The organism is Psychrobacter sp. AT9 (assembly GCF_047272965.1).
GTDB lineage: Bacteria > Pseudomonadota > Gammaproteobacteria > Pseudomonadales > Moraxellaceae > Psychrobacter > Psychrobacter glaciei.
The window spans coordinates 322,064-342,149 of record NZ_JBKOTW010000001.1; the positions used below are offsets into that span (position 1 = coordinate 322,064).

Consider the following 20,086-nt stretch of genomic DNA (forward strand, 5'->3'; position numbering starts at 1 on the left):
GTACAAATTTTTCTTGCTTGCTTGCTGTGCCTACGCAGACAGAGGCTACAAAAAATTTATATCAGTCACACTGTCTCTTTTTTATATTGACCTGACTATAGCGCTATTGTAGTGGGCAACAGAGCGTCTGTCATTAAAATGGCAATAAAAAGCCGACCATCATAGTGACAGTCGGCGGTGTTATATACTGCTAATCAGTAAACTTTTAATCAGAAAACCGTGTGACGCTTAAATCAAGTGGCTTAAATTAAGTCGCTATGGGCTTGGATAGCAGTTAGCGCGATAGTATAGATAATATCATCGACCAAGGCACCGCGTGATAGATCGTTTACTGGTTTATTCAAGCCTTGTAGCATCGGCCCAACACTGATGACGTTGGCGCTACGTTGTACTGCTTTATAAGTGGTATTGCCCGTATTAAGATCTGGGAAAATAAAGACATTGGCTTGTCCAGCGACAGGTGAGTCCGGTGCTTTTTGCTTGCCGACACTCATGACAGAGGCCGCGTCATACTGTAGTGGGCCGTCGACTTTTAGGTTTGGCGCACGCTCGCGGACGATTTGAGTCGCACGGGCGACTTTTTCAACATCCGCGCCTGTGCCTGATGAGCCAGTCGAGTAGCTGATCATCGCGACTTTTGGATCGATACCAAAAGCAGCGGCAGATTGTGCCGACTGGATAGCAATCTCTGCCAGCTCTTCAGCATTGGGATCAGGGTTGATCGCACAGTCACCGTAGACCACTACTTGCTCAGGCAATAGCATAAAGAAGACCGACGATACTAAGGAATACTGCGGCGCGGTTTTGATTAATTGAAATGCTGGGCGTACCGTATTGGCAGTTGTATGAATCGCGCCTGAAACCAGACCGTCGACTTCATCTAACTGAAGCATAATGGTACCCAAGTACACGGTGTCCTTTAGGTATTCGGCTGCGACGTCTTCGGATGTTTTACCCTTGCGGCGCTCAACGATGGCGGCGATATATTTGCTCATGTCGAGGCTGTCAGGGTCGATGATTTCTAGACCTTCAGGCAGCGTCAAATCACGGTTTTTGGCGACTTGCTCGACATCGCTACGCTTGGCAAGCAGTACACAGTTAGCGATGCCACGGCTTTGGCAGATGCAGGCAGCTTCTACAGTACGTGGTTCAGAACCTTCTGGTAGCACGATGCGTTTTTTGGCTTGCTGGGATTTTTTGACCAACTGATGGCGAAATGCAGAAGGTGACAAGCGCGGCTCATGATTGCGGCTAAAGTATTCCTTAATCCAGCTTAGATCCAAGTGCGCAGCCACATAACGAGCCACTTCTTCAGCGCGATCAATATCATCGCTTGGAATCTCAGAGCTCATGTGTACAAGGCTCTGTACCGTCTCATAGCTGTCGCTTTCGACACTCATGACAGGGATGCCAGTTTTGAGCGCTGAATGCCAAAGCTCTGTAACCGTCGGGCTGGGTGTGATACCGCCAGTCAATACCAAGCCTGCCAGTGGAATCCCATTGATACAGGCCAATCCAGCGGCCAGCAGCAAGTCATCACGATCACCCGGCACCACGATTAAGGTGCCACGCTTAAAGACTTCATTGACGCGTGACACTGAGCGCGCCGTTAGGCTGATACGGTTGATGCGACGTGTTTTAGCTTCCCCAACATTTAGCCATGTGGCATCAAGCTCTGTAGCAATATCCCATGTACGCGGCACAGATAGTGAGTCACTAAAGGGTACCACACCGATAAGGCGAAACGCTTCGGTATTGAACGAAGGCGATAAGCGCTGAACCTCTTGCATAAAGTTCGGGTCCAAGCTGACGACGGCTTCCCCAGGTGCGACAGGTTGATTGTCAAAAGTGTTGGGCACATCTTGCACACGCATCAAAATCACGCCTAACGTACGCGAATCGATGACACCACCGAACTCACGGGCGTGCACATCCAGTTTGTCTGCTAAATAGGCAGGTTTGCTGATGTCAGCGGTACTGACAAATATAATCTTGGCATCCAAAGCATGAGCGATTGCTCGGTTGATTTGTGAGGCATAAGAGGTCTCGGTGGTCGGTACCAAACCTTCGCAAATGACCACATCATAATCATCGCCGAGCGTATGATAATTGCCGACGACTTCTTCCATTAAATCATCAAGGTTGTCATCGCCGATCATGCGCTCGACATGCTGACGGCTGATAGATTGAGGTGGCTTTAGACCAAAGGCATGCATGGCCAACGCACTTGAGCTGTCCAAGCTGTGTTGTTTATCAAGGGTGTCATCTTGCAAAAACGGCTTCATAAAGCCCGCTTTTATACCGTTATAGTCAAACGCGCGAATCAATCCAAGCGCAGCCGATGTCACACCGATACCGCGACTGATGGGAACAAGTAAAATGGTTTGCATAAGGTTTCCTACGATTTATTATGTTTTAGACTTCGATTTATTATTGGCAGCATAAAAAATACTGAGCGTTTTATTCTATGTTTTTTATAACCATCAGGAATGATAAACGCTGAGTATAATATCTAAATAGGCTTATACCAAATGCAAGGCCTGACGCGTTTCTTGCGCGATACGGTATTCTTCATCCGTTGGTACGACCCAAAGCTCAATACTACTGTCATCTGCATGGAAGCTGCCTTCTTTACCACGGGATAAATCCGCGTTTTTGTCCGCATCTATTTTGATACCAAAATGACGCATCACTGCTAAGATGCTGGCACGCGTGGTCACTGAGTTTTCACCGATACCACCGGTAAAGACGATACCGGTAAACTCCGGTAGCGCACAGCTTAGACTGGCAAGGTATTTACCAGCGCGGTAGCAGAACATCTCGATCGCAAGTTGCGCGTCTTTATGGCCTTCACTGGCTGCTTGCTCGATAGTACGTAGATCGTTAGACAAGCCTGATATGCCCAGCAGTCCACTGTCACTATTGAGCATTTTATCAGTCTCTTCTAAGCTTATACCGAGTTGACGTTTTAGATGCATGTGCAAGCTAGGATCGACATCACCGCTACGCGTACCCATCATCAGACCTTCGAGTGGGGTCAGACCCATACTGGTATCGAGACTCTTGCCATCGTATACGGCAGCCACCGAGCAGCCATTACCGAGATGTGCTGTTAGCCAACCATGTGGCCCTTTAGACTCCGTGATTTGGCTGGTACGCTCTGAGACATAGGCATGAGAGGTGCCATGAAAACCATAACGACGGATTTTGTGTTCTTCGTACAGGTACTTTGGCAGAGCATAACGAAACGCAACGGGCGGCATCGTTTGGTGAAAGGCGGTATCAAACACCACAACTTGCGGCATATCAGGATAAATGGCTTGCACCGCTTCGATACCCAACGCATTGGCAGGATTGTGTAGTGGTGCCAGTATCTTGAGGCGTTTGACTTCTGCGAGTGCATGATCGTCGACTCGCACAGCTGCTGAGTATTCACGGCCACCATGTACCACGCGATGACCGACCGCGATGAAATGGTACTGCTCTAATAGCTCAAGGATTTTTTGTAGCGCCAATTTATGACGACCACCCGGGATAGAGATTTCGAGTTTTTCGCCATTTAGAGTGGTGTGTTTGATACGGGCAGTATCCAGACCTAAGTTTTCGGCAAGACCAGTAATACGAGTAGAGTTGTCATCACTAATCAGCGCGTATTTGATAGAAGAAGAGCCACAATTAAGGACTAAAGTAGGACTTGTCAGGGTTGATGTGTCAGAGTTTTTATCATCAAAAGTGGTGGTCAGGCTGGCGCTCATACTCTATCCTTAGATTATATTTTATAAGTGTTGAATCATTATAGATTAACACGGGTTAAATAAACAAAAACCAGCCGTATTCATGCTGACATCCGTCAAACAAAAATAGGGCTGATTTTGGTCATTCTTGCACGGCCATACTTGTCGAGTGTCGATGAGGCGCTTGCTAGCGCGCTCGTCACAGCTGCAAGGTCGGGCTATAATGTAACATATTTTTGTGCTTATACCACGACCACGATAAGGTTTAAATTCAGTACTGAGCGTGTAATTAATACAACTGTGCACCGAGTATCATTGGGGTTTAATAGCTGCTAAAGCACTAAAACCATGAGCAATATAAATTGTAAGAAAGTTTGTCAAAAAGCTGCTAAATCGCTATTTGCTAACTAAAATGGTGCTCTAGTAATAGTTCTAAAGGTAATGTAGTACATCCAAAATAAAGTAACCCCTCAAAATAATACCAACGCTTAATAAATTTTTGAGTGATTCACAATTACTATGAATAGCCATTATGAATGGTCATTATTAATAGCCACTATGCGCACAGCTTTATAGAATAATGCTATGATTAAAACCTTGTCGTATCCTCCTGTTTTGGTGCTCGATTTTTAATTTGGTTTTTACTAGGGCGTGTCTTCATTTCAAAAATGGTGATAAAAATGAGATGAATTGCCGTCAAACAAGAAAAATAGCGCAGATAATATCGGGATATTAACCAGCTATTTGACGATGTTTGGCAAGATTTAGCCATTTTTAGCCCATTTAGATGACTATCGATTGAATTGAAGACAAGCCCTAATACTGCTTGCTCTTAGCGCCTCCACACCATTGCAATGTTAAAGGTCATCTATTCTATGCTTATTAAATCCCATTTCTCCAAGTCTGAGTCTACTAACGTATTGGTTAGCAGTAGCCGCCGTGTCTTCTATATTTTCATTATTGGCAGTACCATGATGTTGGGCTTGTCAGGCTGCGGGCAAAAAGGCGATTTGTATTTAGTAGACTCCAGTAGCCAGACCGTGCAAGAGAGTACCGATAAAATCGACAGTACCAGCAATCCACAAGACGCTGCCTTCGCTAGTGTCGATGATGATGACTATCAAAAAACGCGCTACCTAGAACAGCAGCAAGTATTGCCTGAGCCGAGCACCGATATTAACGATTATTAATTTTATAGAAAAATTGTTTGTCAAAGAGCCGTTCTTGCTCGCCGCAACCGACAACCTTTACCCTTGATAACCTGATGAAATTAGAGATGTGCATATGAGTCATTCTGAGCAACACGCAGGCGTAACCGATTTTACTATTGGTGAGTCAGTTACCACCCAGACTGAGCAAGGGTTATATATCGACCCTAACGCTTTAACTGCCCACTTACCAGCACTGCACTATCGCGACGACGCTTTATATATGGAGCAAGTTAGTGTCGCAGCGTTGGCCAAGCATTATGGCACGCCTTGTTATGTTTACTCAAAACAGGCGATATTAGACGTCTATCAAGCCTATACGGATAGCTTTTCCAGTCTAAAGCATCAGGTTTGTTATGCGGTTAAGGCCAACTCTAATCTGGCCGTGCTTGGTATCCTAGCGCAAGCGGGTGCAGGGTTTGATATTGTCTCGCGTGGTGAGCTGATGCGAGTATTGGCAGCAGGTGGCGAAGCTGCGCGCGTGGTATTCTCCGGCGTGGGTAAAACTCGCGGTGATATCAAATATGCACTGACCCAAGGTATTGGCTGCTTTAATGTCGAGTCGATTAGCGAGCTGACCTTAATCAATGACGTCGCAAAGTCACTTGATAAGCCTGCGCCGATATCGCTACGGGTCAATCCAGATGTCGATGCCAACACCCATCCATACATCTCAACAGGTTTAAAAGACAACAAATTCGGCATCGCCCATGAAGATGCGGCCACTGTCTACCAACAAGCGGCAGAATTATCGCATATCGATATCGTCGGGATTGATTGTCATATTGGCTCGCAGTTGACTGAGGTTGAGCCATTTGTTGCCGCGCTCGATAAAATCATTGAACTGGTGCATAGCCTGCGCGACAAAGGTATCGAGCTACGCCATATCGATTTGGGCGGCGGCTTAGGGGTGCGTTATATTGATGAAACGCCCGTGTCTATCGATGAGTTTGCCGAGGCGTTATTACCTAAATTAAGCGCGCTTGGCCTGACAGTATTCTTTGAGCCGGGTCGTAGTATTGTGGCCAATGCCGGTATCTTATTGACCACAGTTGACGTATTAAAGCCAACCGAGCATAAGAATTTTGCCATTGTTGATGCCGCGATGAACGATTTGATTCGCCCAGCTTTATACCAAGCTGAAATGGCAGTGATTCCTGAAATGTTACCACAGAATGGTCTAGACACTGACGGTACGCAGCCATGGGATATCGTTGGTGCTATCTGTGAGACAGGGGATTTCTTAGCGAAAGACCGTTTGTTATCGCTCGCTACAGGTGATGTTTTAGCGATAACGGGCGCTGGTGCTTATGGCTTTACCATGAGTAGCAATTATAATTCGCGTCCGCGTGCTAGTGAGGTCATGGTGGCCGACGATCGCCATCAGCTGATTCGCAAACGCGAAACCATTGAAGCGTTATATGCAGATGAAACGCTGTGGCAAGCCGAGTAACATTATTAGGTCTGCCATGACATTTGAATATAAAAAAACCCACTATCGTATTGATAGTGGGTTTTTTTATGGCAGAGCTTTATCAAGATATTGGTTTCAAAGGATAAATATAACTTAGTATTTGATAGCGGTGATAATTATGATTGTATCTGACAGCGTGCTAATATAACACATACATAAAAATAGGATAGGACTCAAGGATATGCTCATAGAATTTACAAAAATGCATGGTCTGGGCAATGATTTTATGGTCATCGATTTGGTGACCCAGCGCTTAGAATTAACCAAGGATTTGGTGCAGTTGTTGGGTGATCGTCATTTGGGCATTGGCTTCGATCAATTGCTCGTGGTTGAACCGCCCATGCGCCCTGATGTCGATTTTGGTTATCGTATTTTTAATACTGATGGCACCGAGGTCGAGCAGTGTGGCAATGGCGCACGTTGTTTTGCGCGTTTTGTGCAAGCACGTAAACTGTCATTTAAGCAGCGTCTGCGTGTTGAGACAGCGAGCGGTATTATTTCTTTGACTACTGACCGTTATGGTTGGGTAGAAGTCGATATGGGCAAGCCGAAATTTGAGCCAAACGAGATTCCATTCACCCCAAAAGCCACCACCAAAATCCAAAACGCTTATCATCTAGACGTTAATGGGACGCCTGTACAGCTTTATGTTGCCAATATGGGCAACCCGCATGCCGTTATAAAAGTCGACAACGTACTCGATGCCGATGTTGAAACCTTGGGCAAAGCCATTGAGTCACATCCGGCATTTCCCGACCGTGTCAATGTCGGCTTCATGCAAGTGATGAACCAGCGTCATATTCGTCTACGTGTCTATGAACGCGGTGTCGGTGAGACTCAAGCTTGTGGTACTGGCGCGTGTGCGGCAGTGGCAGTCGGTATCCGTGAAGGCTGGCTCGATGAAGGCGAAGATGTGCGCGCACAGCTCTATGGCGGTAGCATGATTATCAAATGGCAGCCGGGCTATTCGGTCATGATGACGGGGCCAACGGCATTTGTTTATGAGGGCGTATTTAGCCCAGATGGTCTGATGGCGCAAGCGGGCATCAAGCCCAATCCAGAAGGCTAATAGACAATGACGACCGCGCCTACAGTAGATTCGAAGTCAAAATCGTGGCTATCCGCTGAGCTGGCCGCCACTATCGAGTCAGACGCTTCGTTACGAGAGCTGCTCGCACCAGTACATCGTTGGCTAAACACTTTGTCAGTGCGCAATCATTCACCTCATACATTGACCGCTTATTTTGCGGGACTGAACCAACTGGCGCTGTTTTTACGCGGCAAGCGTTTGACGTGGACGCGCTGTGATAAGCGTCAATTAGCCCAGCATATCAGCCAACGACTCGATGAAGATAAGCTGGCACTTGCTAGTGTCCAGCAAGAGCTATCCGCCATCCGCCACTTTTATGGGTGGCTGATCGAAGAGGATTTAGCACGTATTAATCCAACGACCGGCTATCAGCTTAAGCGCAGCCCTCGACCACTACCGTCGATCGCTGACGTGGATTTACTGACGCAACTACTGGATCAAGAAATCCCTGATACGCCGGAGCAAGCGCGATTATGGTTGCGTGATAAAGCGATGTTTGAACTGCTTTATAGCAGTGGTCTGCGTGTCGGCGAGTTGGTCGCACTGGATATGGCAGATGTGGATTTGTCTGATTTGCGGGTACGAGTGACAGGTAAAGGCAATAAGACGCGCCTAGTACCATTGGGCATTAAAGCAGCAGAAGCGATTACGCGCTATCTACCGCATCGTAACCTGTGGGTGGAGCAGATGGACACCGCATTATTTATCAGTGAAAAATTGGGCACACGCTTGTCAACGCGAGCAGTGCAACAACGTCTAAAAGTCGCGGCAACGCGGGCAGGCATTGCCCAAAATATGTATCCGCATCTATTGCGCCATTGCTTTGCCTCGCACATGCTGTCGGGCAGCGGTGACTTGCGTGCGGTACAAGAGATGCTTGGGCATAGCGATATTAGCACCACACAAATTTATACCCATGTGGATTTTGCTAAGCTTACGCAAGTCTATGATCGCGCCCATCCGCGTGCGACTCATGCGCAGAATAATAAAGACTCAACGTAAAGTTTAAAGACTGACGTTCAAACTCTAAAGCCGTTTATGTAAACAAACCAGCGCTACCCTTAAGCCAAACGATGGCAGTCAAAGATAGGCATTTTTTGCCGACCTTGCGCTTGGGCAGACTTATCAAAAGTTGCCAAGACGATTTCATAATTTTGCTGTTCTTGAACAACAGCTTCTTTGCCCAGAGCCTGCTTACTCAGTGCACTATCATCATAACTATTTATAATAGTGCCATCAAAAGCGGTGATGGCGGTATGTCCCCACGTCTGCCGTGTATTCCCATTTTTGTAGAGATGGTCACCGCCTTGTGCTGCGCCAATGACCATACATTGACTGTCTAGCGCCCGCGCGCGTAGCAACAGCGACCAGTGTGCTTGCCCCGTCAAATAAGTAAAGGCTGACGGCGCGCTCAATATGTCAGCACCCGCTTGCCGCAAACGTTGCGCCAAGGCGGGGAAACGCAAATCAAAACAAACCATCATCCCCAATTGATACACGGCATCATTTACCTCAATCGGTGCGATGACAGTCTGTGTGCCCGGCTCAAACGTGGCGGCTTCATTATAGTTGCCTTGCTTATCCGCCACCGTCGCTGTGAATAAATGAATTTTGTCATAGCGTGCTACCCGTTTGCCATCAGGGGCAAACAGCTGGCTGACTTGACGCAATTTACCATCAGGTACGACCATACCATCTGGGCGATAAACACAGGGCAGAGAGCCGACCAGCACATAAATACCGTAGGTACGAGCGTAATCCGCCAACGTCGCTGATAGTGCATCAAATTGCTCAGCAGTGGCAAACTGCTCACCCATGCTGCAGCAGTTTTCTGGTAAAACCACCAGCTGAGCACCTTGGGCACGGGCATCAATGATGGCAGCTTTTATATCAGCTAAGTTGTTATCCGTGTTTTGCTGACTGTTCATTTGGATCGCAGCAATGGTGAATTGCGTATTATTTATAGGATTATTCATAGTTTGCTCCTCAGTTATTCTTGAGCTGACAAGGCGCGTACTTAATCTTTCTTATCATAATAAGCTTGTCATTATTAACAGGTTATATGTGCTGAAATATTGATTCATTCAGGCAGTAAAACCTGTATCTCGGTATTTTTATAAGAAAGGTATTAAAAGCTCGTGCGCATAGGGTATAAATTATCATAGCAAAATTGTGGCAAAAAATGCTATCGTCATGACCTGATAATATGAACTCACGACCTTAATCAGCATAACATATAGTCGGTTCAACATAATTTAGATACAAAGCAGGCGATTGGAAGTGCTACAAACAGTAGGCTAAGCAAGCCAAACGCTGTATCTGATTTAGAGTAAATTAACTATAGACTATATCACCACGATTGGAGTGTAATAAGCTACCTATGAGTATGTCGTTCGGATTGGCGACCACGCTAAGTACATCACAAAAGCTCACCCCGCAAATGCAGCAAGCCATTAAATTGTTGCAGCTCTCTAGTCTTGAGCTCGCACAAGAGGTTCAGGCCAAGCTGGATAGTAATCCGCTGCTTGAACGTATCGAGGATGAGGAAGACGAATACGAGAGCAATAACGATACGATGGTAGATGACTTTAGCGAGCCATTAACCCTCGATACTTGGAACCAAGCTGCTAGCGCTGATTCATTTACCGCGTCATCTACTTCCAGCTATGACGATGATAGTACGGGCGATTACAGTGATGGTTCAGCGGATAGCTTCGATAAACTACAGCAGTCAGGTATCGATGAGGGTGCGACAGATTATCAAGCGTTAGATAACGATGACGATAGTCGCTTTGATACTGACCGTTTTGATGCCAGTCATTTTAGTGCTGGCAGTGCTTCTAGTGCTTTAGCAAAATCAGATTATGATGAGTTTGATCGTTATCAAGGTGCTACCTGCGCCACGATACAGGATCATGTGCGTTGGCAGCTTAACTTTAAGCGTCTCTCGGAGACGGACATGCTGATTGCAGAATATCTGATGGACTCGATGGATGATATGGGCTTTGTGCGCCTTGATATTGATGAGCTGTTACAAAGCTTTGAGACCATGGCAAGCTTTTATCAATGGGAGGAGCGCGTTGAGCATGATGAGGTCATGGCGGTACTGCGCGTTATCCAATCGTGCGATCCATTGGGCGTCGGTGCGCGCAATTTAAGTGAGTGTCTAGCGATTCAGCTGGTCAAGCTCGATGCTGATACTGACTATCTCAAAGAGGCGCAAGCGCTATTGTCCGCCAGTGAACATTTAGTCAGTAATAATATCAAAGCGCTGACTGAACGGACAGGGTTGGCACCTGAGCACATTACCCCTGCGCTTAACTTACTGCGCGGCTTAAACCCTTCGCCAGGTTTGCTGTTTCAAAGCAATCAGCCAGATTACGCTCAACCGCCTGCCAGTTATGACATCCCTGATGTACTAGTCACGCCTATCCGTCGCCACAATACTCAGAGCACCAATAATAGCAACAGAGCCAATGCTACTGCACAGATAGATGGCTGGCAGGTACGACTGAACCCTGAGACATTACCAAAAATACGGGTCAATCAAGAATATGCCAATTTGGTCAAACGTGGCGATGACAGTCCTGATAATCAATATTTGCGTGAAAATCTCACCGATGCGCGGCTGTTTATTCGTAGTATCGAAGAGCGCAATCAAAACCTGTTAAAGGTAGCGACCAGTATCGTGCGCTATCAGCAAGAGTTTTTGCAGCACGGTGCGACGGCCATGCAACCGCTTATCCTAAAAGTCATCGCTGAAGAGGTTGATTTACATGAATCGACCGTCTCGCGTTTGACCACTAGCAAAAGCATTTTGACACCGCAAGGCTTGTTTTCACTCAAGCATTTCTTCTCATCGCATGTCAGTAGTAGCGATGGTGACATCTCCTCGACGGCTATCAGCGCGATGATTAAGAAGCTGATAGCGGATGAAGATCCCAAAAAACCGCTGTCTGACAATCGCATAAAAGATCAACTGCTTTCTGAAGGTATCGATATTGCTCGCCGAACGGTGGCCAAATATCGTGAAGCGATGAATATTGGCTCATCTGCCCAGCGCAAGCAAAAATATTAATTGCCATAATTCAATGACTTATCCTCAAAGTCAGGAAAATTTCAATATACCTTATTATAAATATAAAAAATAAAATTTTTTGATTATATAGAAACCTGCAAGAAACAACAGCCATTGTTACACTTAGTTACAATTTACTATCTTGCTACTATCAGGTTTTCATGACAAATTAGAGTCATACCAAAGACAAAAACGACGCAAAATTTTTTTTGGTAAAAAAAGGGCGATACTAAATTGGCAATATAAGGATACGTCAACTTTTATCAAAAATTTTGTAGCGGTCGTTGGTAAGGCAAGATGAAAAGGGTAGGAATGCCGCCTCATCTGTTGATTGTAAGTCATAAATAAAAGGACAATAATATGAATGTTTCTATCAGTGGTCACCATATCAGTGTTACCGATGCAATGGACAAAGCGGTTCGCGAAAAACTTGAAAAAGTAGAGCGTCACTTCGATCAGATACAAAGTATTAAAGTGATCTTATCGCTAGACAATAGCGGCGCAAGTGATGGTGGTAAAAAGAGCCATAAAGCCGAAGCGATTATGCGAGTCTCAGGTCAAGAAATGTTTGTCCAAGCGCTTGAGGATGATATGTATAAAGCCATTAATGAGATGGCAGACAAGCTTGATAGACAAGTACGTAAATATAAAACCCGTCAGGAGCGTAAAAAGACTCAGGGTGCAGGGCGTGATGGACGCTATGAAGATCTCAGCACCGCTGATGTAGTGCCAGCCGTTTAGTTTTATTATGATTGATGCTCAATATATAGTGGCTAATAAACCCATAAATAGTATGAATAAATAATATAAATAGCCTATTGATTGAGTAAAGACATAATAAGCAATAAAAAAGACCTCAAACGTATCTAACGTTGAGGTCTTTTTATTGCTTATCATCCCGTCATTATTTAACGAAAGAGAGGATGTTATTAATAAATTTTTGCTTGTTGTAGCTACTGATATTGCTCAATTATTATTTTGGAGGTCGCTATCCAATGAACAACTAGCCGCCACCAACTGCTTGTACCACTTCAATATTCATCCCCTCAGTGATACGTAGCTGACCAAGTTCGCTCTTTGGGATCAGATCTCCATCGACCTCGACTGCATAGCGACCTTCGCTAAGTCCTAGCTCATTGATAACCAATTGCACGGTCTGATGGGTGGTCTGTAGATGTTTACCATTAACGCTAATGGTACTCATAAAATGTACTCCTTAATTGTTAAAATTCCTTTTTTTGCCATATCGTTCAGTCACATCATTACTATCTATCTTTTTCGCAGCTGTTAATCACTTTACTGTAGTCAGTGAAAAGTAATATCGATACATCACGCACTGCTGATATCCATTTTTCTTGCTTGCTGTGCCTGCGTAGACAGAGGCTACAAAAAATTGATATCAGCAGTACCGTCGCGTTTTTAGAATATTTTGACTATATTTAGCTGGCGGCATTGCTCAAGCGGAACGCTGAGACAGCAAGCCACAGCCAACCTGCAATCATCAAAACACCTCCAATAGGTGTGATTGCGCCAAACCAACGTGGTGCGCCCAATGTCATCGCATATAGGCTACCAGCGAATATAATAACGCCAACTTGCAGCAACCATGCACTCGTCTGAGTCGTATAATTTAGACGGACAAGTATGCCAACCAGCAATAAACCGAGGGCATGGACAAACCAATAGAGCGTTGCCGTATGCCACCATTCAAGCTGCTGAGAACTGACCATACTTTTGAGACCATGTGCCCCAAAAGCGCCTAAGCCAACAGCAATGGCCATATTGATCGCTGCAATACCTATCCAATTTACCATGCGAAAACTCGTATTATCATTCAAGCCTGTCAATAGCGCAGCGGTAATAGCGCATAGGGGACGATTTACTGAATATCATTGGGTAAAATGACACTATCGATAGTCATCGCCTCACGGATTTTATCCATAGCGTTCTTTTCGATTTGGCGTACGCGCTCAGCCGAGATAGAGTAAACCGCTGCCAATTCGTGCAAGGTTGATTTTTGCTCAGACAGCCAGCGCTGCTCAACGATATCGCGTGAACGATCATCGAGGGTATCCATCGCTGCAATCAATGCCGATGAGTTGTTTTCTTCCCAATCTGATTCTTCCACCATCTCAGCAGGATCGATGCCATCTTCTAAAAACAGTTGCGGCGCATAACGGCCATCATCATCGTCGCTAGATTGCGCTTCAAATGACGCATCATAGGAGGTGAGACGCGATTCCATCTCAAGCACTTGTTTACGCGTAACATTTAAGTCATTGGCGATGGCATCTGCTTCTTCAAGAGTGAGTTGGTTATTGGTCTTTTTAAGACTGCGTAAGTTAAAGAACAGTTTACGATGCGCCTTGGTGGTCGCGACTTTTACAATGCGCCAGTTACGAATCACAAATTCGTGAATCTCAGCTTTAATCCAATGCACCGCAAAGGAGACCAAACGCACGCCTTTATTGGGATCAAAACGCTTGACGGCTTTCATTAACCCCAAGTTGCCTTCTTGAATGAGATCCGCTTGTGGTAAACCATAGCCTGAATAACTGCGCGCGATGTGAATCACAAAGCGCAAATGCGACATAACGAGCAAGCGTGCGGCTTCCACGTCGCCTTCATCATAATAGCGATGGGCAAGCTCTTGCTCTTGCGTCGGGGTTAAAATAGGGATTTGGTGCACAGTATTGATATACGCGCCCAGATTGACCCCAGGCGCTGACAGATGCGTCGGCATCGCTGGCACTAAGTCACGAGTGCTCGTATCTTCAAATGCACTAGCATCATAAGGTGGACGCGCCGCAGCAGCTTTTAGGGCTGCATCGCGCGCTTCGTTTTTTTCAGGCGCTGCGCCATCTTTTTTACGTGTTTTCGCAGCATCATTAGCGGTAGTAGCCATATTCTTGACCTTGGTTAAATAGATAAACAAACAGTCAGATAAAAATCTTTATTGTTGTAATTGTAAAGGATAGCGACGCTTATTTGCTATCAGTTTTGGTAATGATGAAGTGATATATTGTATCGAAACGCTGTGATGTAGCGCCATCAACCAGTACTTTGTCGGTCATTTCGCTCATCGTTAATCCCAAACTAGGCGTCGTTTTAGCTTGCTGGCTTTGCTGACAAAAAGCGGTGATATCCGCTTTCGAGTTAGGGTCGGTTGCCACAACATATAACGACTCGCCAGCTGCTACATCGCGTAGTGCCACTTTGGTTTTTAACAGTGGCATCGGGCAGGCAAGTCCACGCCCGTCTACCCAACTTTTTATGTTAAGAATCGATTGAGCGGAGCCTGTCGTTCCATCCAACTCAATATTACCCGTATGACCAGTAGACAATAAGTCTAATAACTCTTTAATAACATGCTGCTGCGTATCAGGCAAACTTGCTGACAAACAAACAAAGTAAGACCCTTGTGTGGTAATTAACTGACTGTCAGCAGACATAAAAAACCTTGAGATATTAAAACTTGAATTGGTAGCCGTAGAGAATTTAATAGACCATATTTATTAATATTAACTTATCAATCTGTTTGGTCTATTAAGTAAACGGCACTAATGTAGACATTTTGCGACCATTCGTTATTATAGCAAATTGCCGCGATGCAGTTGCAGTTGAATATAGTCATCGTAATGTTTGGCTCACTAGAATGACTACTCAAGGCTGACAGCTAAAAATGCTATCAACAATCAAACCAAAAATTGACCATCAATAATTACATTGTCATGTTGCACAATAGTGACGCACAGCCGAGTTATTGGTAGCTAAATACAGACTAGAATTGACCTTGTATAAACAAGCTCGTATAGTCAAAATTACGTTATTATCAAGTGGGTAAGATGCGCATCTGTATCATTCTAATAGACAGTCACTGCTTGGTATAGTCAATCCTCTATAAATTGGATACGGTGTCAAGCTTGCTTAGTCTACTACTTGTAGTACTTTCACCCGCCTTCCTTGTATCCAAATTATACTGAACCGACTATAGACAAGGCAGCAATAAATTGAATGAGTGCGCCATCGTTAAGGATATACAGAAAATGATATTGTTTGTATCCAAACAAAAAACAGGTCGTTTGCTTATGCCTCATGCAATAAAACTAGGGCTATCGGCTGTATTATTGGCTCTGACAACTGGCGCCAATAGTAGCGAAAATTCTGCTGCGCCATTTGCCTATAACTCATGGCAAACACCAGCGGCAGAAGCGCTCGATTTACCCAATTTACGCGGGCAAGGACTGAGCTTCGCGGAACAGTATCAAAATAAGCTGCTTGGTGAGTGGTCATTACAACGTATCAATGGTCGCGCAAAAATGGAGCATGATCCTTGGGTGCAAGAAACGGTTAAAGAAATGACGTGGCGGCTCAATGCACAAGCGCGTGAGCAAGCGCCCTTGGGCTTGGTGATCATCGACAATCCCAGTATTAATGCTTTTGCAGTGCCAGGCGGCGTCATTGGCATTAATACAGGGACGATACTGGCTGCGAGTAGTATGGATGAATTGGCTAGTGTCGTCGCTCATGAAGTGGCGCACATTAGCCAACGCCATTATGAGAGTGGCGTTGATGAACGTAAGAAAGCCTTACTGATGCAAATAGGCGGTATGCTGGCCGCGATTGCCGCATCAGCGGTCGATGGTGATGCCACAGCAGCAGTACTGATGGGCAGCCAAACAGCACTAATGAATAGCAGCATGGCTTTTAGTCGCAATAACGAACGCGAGGCCGATCGGGTAGGGATGCAAATCATGACCCAAGCTGGGTATGACCCACGCGCGATGCCGAGATTCTTTGCCACGATGAATCAAAAAAGCCAACTTAATCAGACAGCCAATCTGTTTTTGCCCAGTTTTGTACGTTCGCATCCCTTAAGCAATGAACGTTTGAGCGAATCACAGAGCCGCGCCCAGCAGTATCCCGCCATGTCATTAAGCCAGCAGCAGCGTCATCAAGTGCAGTTTGATTTGCTTTATTGGCGTGTCCAAAGTACAGGTAAGCATGCGTCTGAGACCACACTGACAGCGGCTGCCAAAAACAGCTTAGGTGCCAAATTGGCGTTGATGACTTGGTATAGCGAGCAACAACGCTTTACTGATGCCAATGACATATTGGCGGAACTTGTCGTGTTACCAGCGGCGCAGCGCCAGTCATTAGAGCCATTGTTGTCGATTACGCATAGCCAAATGCTGAATGAACAAGGCAAATGGCAGCAAGCCGCCGAAGTATTAGAGCGTCAGCAGCGTGTTTACCCTGAGCGCCGTGATTTGCGCTTGTATTTAGCCGAAGCGTTGACGAACAGCAATCAGCCGACCAAAGCACAAGCCTTGTTAAAACCTTTGACCCAGCAGCAACCAAGCGATCGTTACGCATGGCAAAGCTTACAACTTGCCAATGAGAGAATTGCCAAAACGACTGACTCCCCGCAGCTAGCCAACATCGCGACAATCAACGCATTGCGCTATCGCAGCCATGATCAGCTATGGAATGGGCGCTATGAAAGTGCGCTTACTTCCTTAACGCAGGCCAAACGATTGGCTGAAAGCATGCAAACGACCGCGCAAGCAAATAGTGCGCGTCCGCTCTTGGCGAGCATAAATGCAGAAATTAAAGACGTAAAAACCGCCAAAGACTTTAAGCCTTAGGCGGTTGTGTTTATCTGTTCATCATTTACAGCTACGGCACATCAGTCTCAAGCAACGATGTTGACCATAAAAAATATTAACCTTGCAAAGCTTCTTTTACCAGCTTAGAGATGAGCGCAGGGTCAGCACGACCAGCGGTTTTGTTCTTTAGCACGCCCATCACACTACCCATATCACGCATAGAAGTAGCACCTTGCGTGGCAATCTCGGCATTTACCAATGCCATGATCTCGTCTTGATTCATTTGCTGTGGCATGAACTCATTGATGATATCGATCTCGAACTGCTCTTTGGTTGCCAAGTCATCACGGTCGTTTTCGGTGAAAATACCGAGCGATTCTTGGCGTTGTTTAAGCTGCTTTTGTAAAACTTCTAGTACGCCTGCATCATCGAGCTCTATTTGACGATCAAGTTCAATTTGCTTGATGACTGATTGTACGTTACGTAATACCTTAACGCGCTCAAGCTCACGAGCTTTCATGGAAACTTTGATATTGTCTGATAAAGTCTGTTTAAGTTGGCTCACTGCTATCATCCTTATTTATCTGTTAAATGCTATTTGTCATATGTTGTTTGTTAGGTTTGTAGAGCAAAACCTGCTGATCGGGGCTTTAATAAAAAAGTGGCTTTGATAAAAAAAGTGGCTTTGATAAAAAATGTATCAGCAGTAATAACAAAAATTGTAGCATAAAAAACGCCACTGATATCAATGGATAACAGTGGCGTTAGTGTAGCGCTTGTACGTAACTAAATCAGATTACTGATTAATACATACGAGTGGTACGAATAGTTTCGCGTTGTAATTTCTTTTTATAACGCTTTACGGCAGCTGCTTTTTTGCGCTTGCGTACTTGCGTTGGTTTTTCATAAAACTCACGCTTACGTACGTCTGATAATACGCCAGCTTTTTCACAAGCACGTTTGAAACGACGGATAGCGATATCTACTGGTTCGTTTTCTTTAACCTTAACTGCAGGCATGAAGACTCCTCGATTAGGATGAGATATAAGGGCATTAGCTTGGCTGTGTATTAGTATTTAGCCGTAATATCTCAAGATCACAGGCATCAGCTCAAACTAGGACAATTCTTGCGCATTAGCACAAGGGCAGGTATTTTAATAAAAAATACCAACAAAGTCAACGATTTTAATGGTTTATTGTCTATATGTTATTTGCTTAGATGAGTATTTAGGTGCAACTGTCTTGCTTTAGATTGAGTCAGGGCACAAAATTTACCGTGAATAAAAAGTCCCTACAGTCTATAACGGTTTGGTTGGAGTTTATGCTATGATAATTTCCATATTATAGGGTCTATTGAACATTCAAATATCAGGGCTGCTGATGGCTAAAGTTACGCCAAACTAGGCGAAAACCGACGATAATGTCGAGACCTTAGCTAGGTTTTCAACAACGGTTGGGGTAATTTTAGCATCAGCACTTTCAGTGCAGTACTCTTTTTTGCCAATATATTATGGCGAAATGGTTTAACCTAGAATGACTAGGCTTCAACAATTTCACTACATATTGTCTAAAAAATAGTGACTGCCAGCACCACGTTTGAATATCAAATAGACTCTAGTAAGCATATGAACCGTTTTATGTGTATTTTATTGAGGATGTCGGCATGAAAAAAACAGTATTAAGTACGGTGTTGAGCACAGCATTTATCGTTGCTTTGGGTGCGAGCGTGAGCGCTTGTGGTGGCGACAAAGAGCATGAAGTATATGCAAAAGATCGCGTTGATGAAGCAGCGGCACTTGCGATAAAAAATGGCCCACCTGCTGAAGAAATGGAGTTTCCAGAAACCGCCCCGATGCCAGCTGCGGATATGACTGCAGACGGTACGGCAGTCGATGGTGCTACTACTGCTGAAGCTGGTATGGCTGACACTGATATGGCAGAAGCAACGGCTACCGATAGTGCTGATACAGCCGCTGCTCCGACTACTGACAGCACTGATATGGCTACTGAAGATGCAGCGGCAGCCACTGCTGAATAAGTTAGTGCTGAACGAACTCTTAGACAGTCATTAGTAGTATAGGCAAGTATTTTGAGCTTATATATTGCATTATTAGCCGATTACAGACTTATTAAGTAAGGGTAAAACCATGATTGATATACAATCGTATATGAAGAAACTGAGATTGTCTGTAATCAGTATGAGCGTGATATTTGCAGTGAGTGCTTGTAGTGGCGATAACAAGGCCACTGAAGAGAGTACAGCAGCCAATGAACATGCTAATACTGCCGTTGAAGAAACAGTCGTAGCAGAACCTGAAATCACGACGCCTGAGCCTGTGATTGAAGCAGAAACAGAGTCTACCGACATGATGGTTGAAGAAGCGGTAGCACCTGAAACTGCTGCTGAGCCTGAAGTGCTGGCTGCTGATGCTGGTGCTAAACTGTATGAGTCAAACTGTCAGGTTTGTCATGCTGCTGGTTTGCTCAATGCGCCAAAATATGGCGATACGGCGGCTTGGACGGCTCGTCTGACCAAGGATAAAGAAACGCTGTATAGTCACTCCGCTAAAGGCTTTAATAAGATGCCAGCGCAAGCGGTAAATGGCGTCACTGAAGCGCAAGTGCATGCAGCGGTTGATTATATGCTAGCATCTGTGAGCTAATAAGGCTTAATGGAATATATTAGCCATTGAAATTTGTTAAACTGACCGTCATTGTGACTGACAATGGCGGTTTTTTTATGCCCGTTTTTTATTGATATCAACCTTAACGAATATGACTGACTGTGCGAAAATCATTTGTTGAACTAGAAATAGTATTTGGCTTATTTTATTCGCTATTCAAATTCCTAAAGTGATGTAAGATAAAAAAACGGCAAAAAGCAGCTCGAAAA

18 protein-coding genes are annotated in these 20,086 nt (G+C 45.1%); 9 read left to right on the forward strand and 9 right to left on the reverse strand.

The genetic code is table 11. The features are described from left to right. Window positions 1–242 precede the first annotated feature (242 nt). Complete coding sequence (gene pta / locus ACMFL8_RS01370; protein ID WP_413189889.1) at window positions 243–2,390, reverse strand: phosphate acetyltransferase; 2,148 nt, start codon at window positions 2,388–2,390, stop codon at window positions 243–245. A 132-nt stretch (window positions 2,391–2,522) separates the two neighbouring features. Continuing rightward, the gene (locus ACMFL8_RS01375) at window positions 2,523–3,755 is read right to left on the reverse strand and encodes an acetate/propionate family kinase (RefSeq protein WP_189583135.1); all 1,233 of its coding nucleotides are present in this window, start codon (window positions 3,753–3,755) and stop codon (window positions 2,523–2,525) included. Window positions 3,756–4,609: 854 nt separating this feature from the next. Here ACMFL8_RS01375 and lptM point away from each other — a divergent pair. From lptM to ACMFL8_RS01395, 4 genes are all read left to right on the forward strand, one after another. After that, the gene (gene lptM, locus ACMFL8_RS01380) at window positions 4,610–4,924 is read left to right on the forward strand and encodes an LPS translocon maturation chaperone LptM (RefSeq protein WP_189583132.1); all 315 of its coding nucleotides are present in this window, start codon (window positions 4,610–4,612) and stop codon (window positions 4,922–4,924) included. Between the two features lie 94 nt (window positions 4,925–5,018). Beyond that, window positions 5,019–6,395, forward strand: coding sequence for a diaminopimelate decarboxylase (lysA, locus tag ACMFL8_RS01385; RefSeq protein ID WP_373299625.1), 1,377 nt, complete (start codon window positions 5,019–5,021; stop codon window positions 6,393–6,395). 202 nt (window positions 6,396–6,597) lie between these two features. After that, window positions 6,598–7,485 carry a diaminopimelate epimerase gene (gene dapF / locus ACMFL8_RS01390; RefSeq protein ID WP_413189890.1) on the forward strand — a complete coding sequence of 296 codons (888 nt, stop codon included), beginning with the start codon at window positions 6,598–6,600 and terminating at the stop codon, window positions 7,483–7,485. 6 nt (window positions 7,486–7,491) lie between these two features. Beyond that, window positions 7,492–8,508, forward strand: coding sequence for a tyrosine recombinase XerC (locus ACMFL8_RS01395; RefSeq protein ID WP_413189891.1), 1,017 nt, complete (start codon window positions 7,492–7,494; stop codon window positions 8,506–8,508). 59 nt (window positions 8,509–8,567) lie between these two features. On the opposite strand, the gene ACMFL8_RS01400 is transcribed toward ACMFL8_RS01395, so the two are convergent. Further along, on the reverse strand, window positions 8,568–9,482 hold the full coding sequence (locus ACMFL8_RS01400) for a nitrilase-related carbon-nitrogen hydrolase (protein ID WP_413189892.1): 915 nt from the start codon (window positions 9,480–9,482) through the stop codon (window positions 8,568–8,570). Window positions 9,483–9,886: 404 nt separating this feature from the next. On the opposite strand from ACMFL8_RS01400, the gene rpoN reads away from it, so the two are divergent. Both rpoN and hpf read left to right on the forward strand, forming a co-directional pair. After that, on the forward strand, window positions 9,887–11,584 hold the full coding sequence (gene rpoN / locus ACMFL8_RS01405) for an RNA polymerase factor sigma-54 (RefSeq protein WP_413189893.1): 1,698 nt from the start codon (window positions 9,887–9,889) through the stop codon (window positions 11,582–11,584). 360 nt (window positions 11,585–11,944) lie between these two features. After that, the gene (gene hpf, locus ACMFL8_RS01410; protein WP_352310577.1) at window positions 11,945–12,325 is read left to right on the forward strand and encodes a ribosome hibernation-promoting factor, HPF/YfiA family; all 381 of its coding nucleotides are present in this window, start codon (window positions 11,945–11,947) and stop codon (window positions 12,323–12,325) included. A gap of 262 nt (window positions 12,326–12,587) precedes the next feature. Here hpf and thiS read toward each other — a convergent pair whose 3' ends face one another. The 4 genes from thiS to ACMFL8_RS01430 form a co-directional block, all read right to left on the reverse strand. Further along, a complete protein-coding gene (gene thiS / locus ACMFL8_RS01415) occupies window positions 12,588–12,788 on the reverse strand; it encodes a sulfur carrier protein ThiS (RefSeq protein WP_010195929.1) in 201 nt (66 codons plus the stop codon). Between the two features lie 235 nt (window positions 12,789–13,023). Then, complete coding sequence (locus tag ACMFL8_RS01420) at window positions 13,024–13,398, reverse strand: DUF423 domain-containing protein (protein WP_413189894.1); 375 nt, start codon at window positions 13,396–13,398, stop codon at window positions 13,024–13,026. A 65-nt stretch (window positions 13,399–13,463) separates the two neighbouring features. Continuing rightward, window positions 13,464–14,327, reverse strand: a complete 864-nt coding sequence (gene rpoH, locus ACMFL8_RS01425; RefSeq protein ID WP_201574459.1) for an RNA polymerase sigma factor RpoH — start codon at window positions 14,325–14,327, stop codon at window positions 13,464–13,466. Between the two features lie 241 nt (window positions 14,328–14,568). After that, complete coding sequence (locus ACMFL8_RS01430; RefSeq protein WP_413189895.1) at window positions 14,569–15,036, reverse strand: sulfurtransferase TusA family protein; 468 nt, start codon at window positions 15,034–15,036, stop codon at window positions 14,569–14,571. A 636-nt stretch (window positions 15,037–15,672) separates the two neighbouring features. On the opposite strand from ACMFL8_RS01430, the gene ACMFL8_RS01435 reads away from it, so the two are divergent. Next, a complete protein-coding gene (locus ACMFL8_RS01435; RefSeq protein ID WP_227676148.1) occupies window positions 15,673–17,232 on the forward strand; it encodes a M48 family metalloprotease in 1,560 nt (519 codons plus the stop codon). A gap of 76 nt (window positions 17,233–17,308) precedes the next feature. Here the strand turns inward: ACMFL8_RS01435 and ACMFL8_RS01440 are convergent, their stop codons facing one another. Next, window positions 17,309–17,758 carry a GatB/YqeY domain-containing protein gene (locus ACMFL8_RS01440; RefSeq protein ID WP_194620723.1) on the reverse strand — a complete coding sequence of 150 codons (450 nt, stop codon included), beginning with the start codon at window positions 17,756–17,758 and terminating at the stop codon, window positions 17,309–17,311. A gap of 238 nt (window positions 17,759–17,996) precedes the next feature. Then, on the reverse strand, window positions 17,997–18,212 hold the full coding sequence (gene rpsU / locus ACMFL8_RS01445) for a 30S ribosomal protein S21 (RefSeq protein ID WP_010195908.1): 216 nt from the start codon (window positions 18,210–18,212) through the stop codon (window positions 17,997–17,999). Between the two features lie 644 nt (window positions 18,213–18,856). Here rpsU and ACMFL8_RS01450 point away from each other — a divergent pair. Together ACMFL8_RS01450 and ACMFL8_RS01455 are read left to right on the forward strand one after the other, a co-directional pair. Continuing rightward, window positions 18,857–19,231 carry a hypothetical protein gene (locus ACMFL8_RS01450; RefSeq protein WP_413189896.1) on the forward strand — a complete coding sequence of 125 codons (375 nt, stop codon included), beginning with the start codon at window positions 18,857–18,859 and terminating at the stop codon, window positions 19,229–19,231. Window positions 19,232–19,340: 109 nt separating this feature from the next. After that, window positions 19,341–19,856 carry a c-type cytochrome gene (locus ACMFL8_RS01455; RefSeq protein ID WP_413189897.1) on the forward strand — a complete coding sequence of 172 codons (516 nt, stop codon included), beginning with the start codon at window positions 19,341–19,343 and terminating at the stop codon, window positions 19,854–19,856. Window positions 19,857–20,086: the final 230 nt, after the last annotated feature.

Excerpts from the sequence above, each read along its gene's own strand:
- rpoH (WP_201574459.1), bottom strand. The coding sequence starts at position 14,327 with ATGCCGACGCATCTGTCAGCGCCTGGGGTCAATCTGGGCGCGTATATC.
- ACMFL8_RS01395 (WP_413189891.1), top strand. The coding sequence starts at position 7,492 with ATGACGACCGCGCCTACAGTAGATTCGAAGTCAAAATCGTGGCTATCC.
- dapF (WP_413189890.1), top strand. The coding sequence starts at position 6,598 with ATGCTCATAGAATTTACAAAAATGCATGGTCTGGGCAATGATTTTATG.
- lysA (WP_373299625.1), top strand. The coding sequence starts at position 5,019 with ATGAGTCATTCTGAGCAACACGCAGGCGTAACCGATTTTACTATTGGT.
- ACMFL8_RS01450 (WP_413189896.1), top strand. The coding sequence starts at position 18,857 with ATGAAAAAAACAGTATTAAGTACGGTGTTGAGCACAGCATTTATCGTT.
- rpsU (WP_010195908.1), bottom strand. The coding sequence starts at position 18,212 with ATGCCTGCAGTTAAGGTTAAAGAAAACGAACCAGTAGATATCGCTATC.
- ACMFL8_RS01420 (WP_413189894.1), bottom strand. The coding sequence starts at position 13,398 with ATGGTAAATTGGATAGGTATTGCAGCGATCAATATGGCCATTGCTGTT.
- pta (WP_413189889.1), bottom strand. The coding sequence starts at position 2,390 with ATGCAAACCATTTTACTTGTTCCCATCAGTCGCGGTATCGGTGTGACA.
- lptM (WP_189583132.1), top strand. The coding sequence starts at position 4,610 with ATGCTTATTAAATCCCATTTCTCCAAGTCTGAGTCTACTAACGTATTG.
- ACMFL8_RS01455 (WP_413189897.1), top strand. The coding sequence starts at position 19,341 with ATGATTGATATACAATCGTATATGAAGAAACTGAGATTGTCTGTAATC.
- ACMFL8_RS01400 (WP_413189892.1), bottom strand. The coding sequence starts at position 9,482 with ATGAATAATCCTATAAATAATACGCAATTCACCATTGCTGCGATCCAA.
- thiS (WP_010195929.1), bottom strand. The coding sequence starts at position 12,788 with ATGAGTACCATTAGCGTTAATGGTAAACATCTACAGACCACCCATCAG.
- rpoN (WP_413189893.1), top strand. The coding sequence starts at position 9,887 with ATGAGTATGTCGTTCGGATTGGCGACCACGCTAAGTACATCACAAAAG.
- hpf (WP_352310577.1), top strand. The coding sequence starts at position 11,945 with ATGAATGTTTCTATCAGTGGTCACCATATCAGTGTTACCGATGCAATG.
- ACMFL8_RS01435 (WP_227676148.1), top strand. The coding sequence starts at position 15,673 with ATGCCTCATGCAATAAAACTAGGGCTATCGGCTGTATTATTGGCTCTG.
- ACMFL8_RS01375 (WP_189583135.1), bottom strand. The coding sequence starts at position 3,755 with ATGAGCGCCAGCCTGACCACCACTTTTGATGATAAAAACTCTGACACA.
- ACMFL8_RS01430 (WP_413189895.1), bottom strand. The coding sequence starts at position 15,036 with ATGTCTGCTGACAGTCAGTTAATTACCACACAAGGGTCTTACTTTGTT.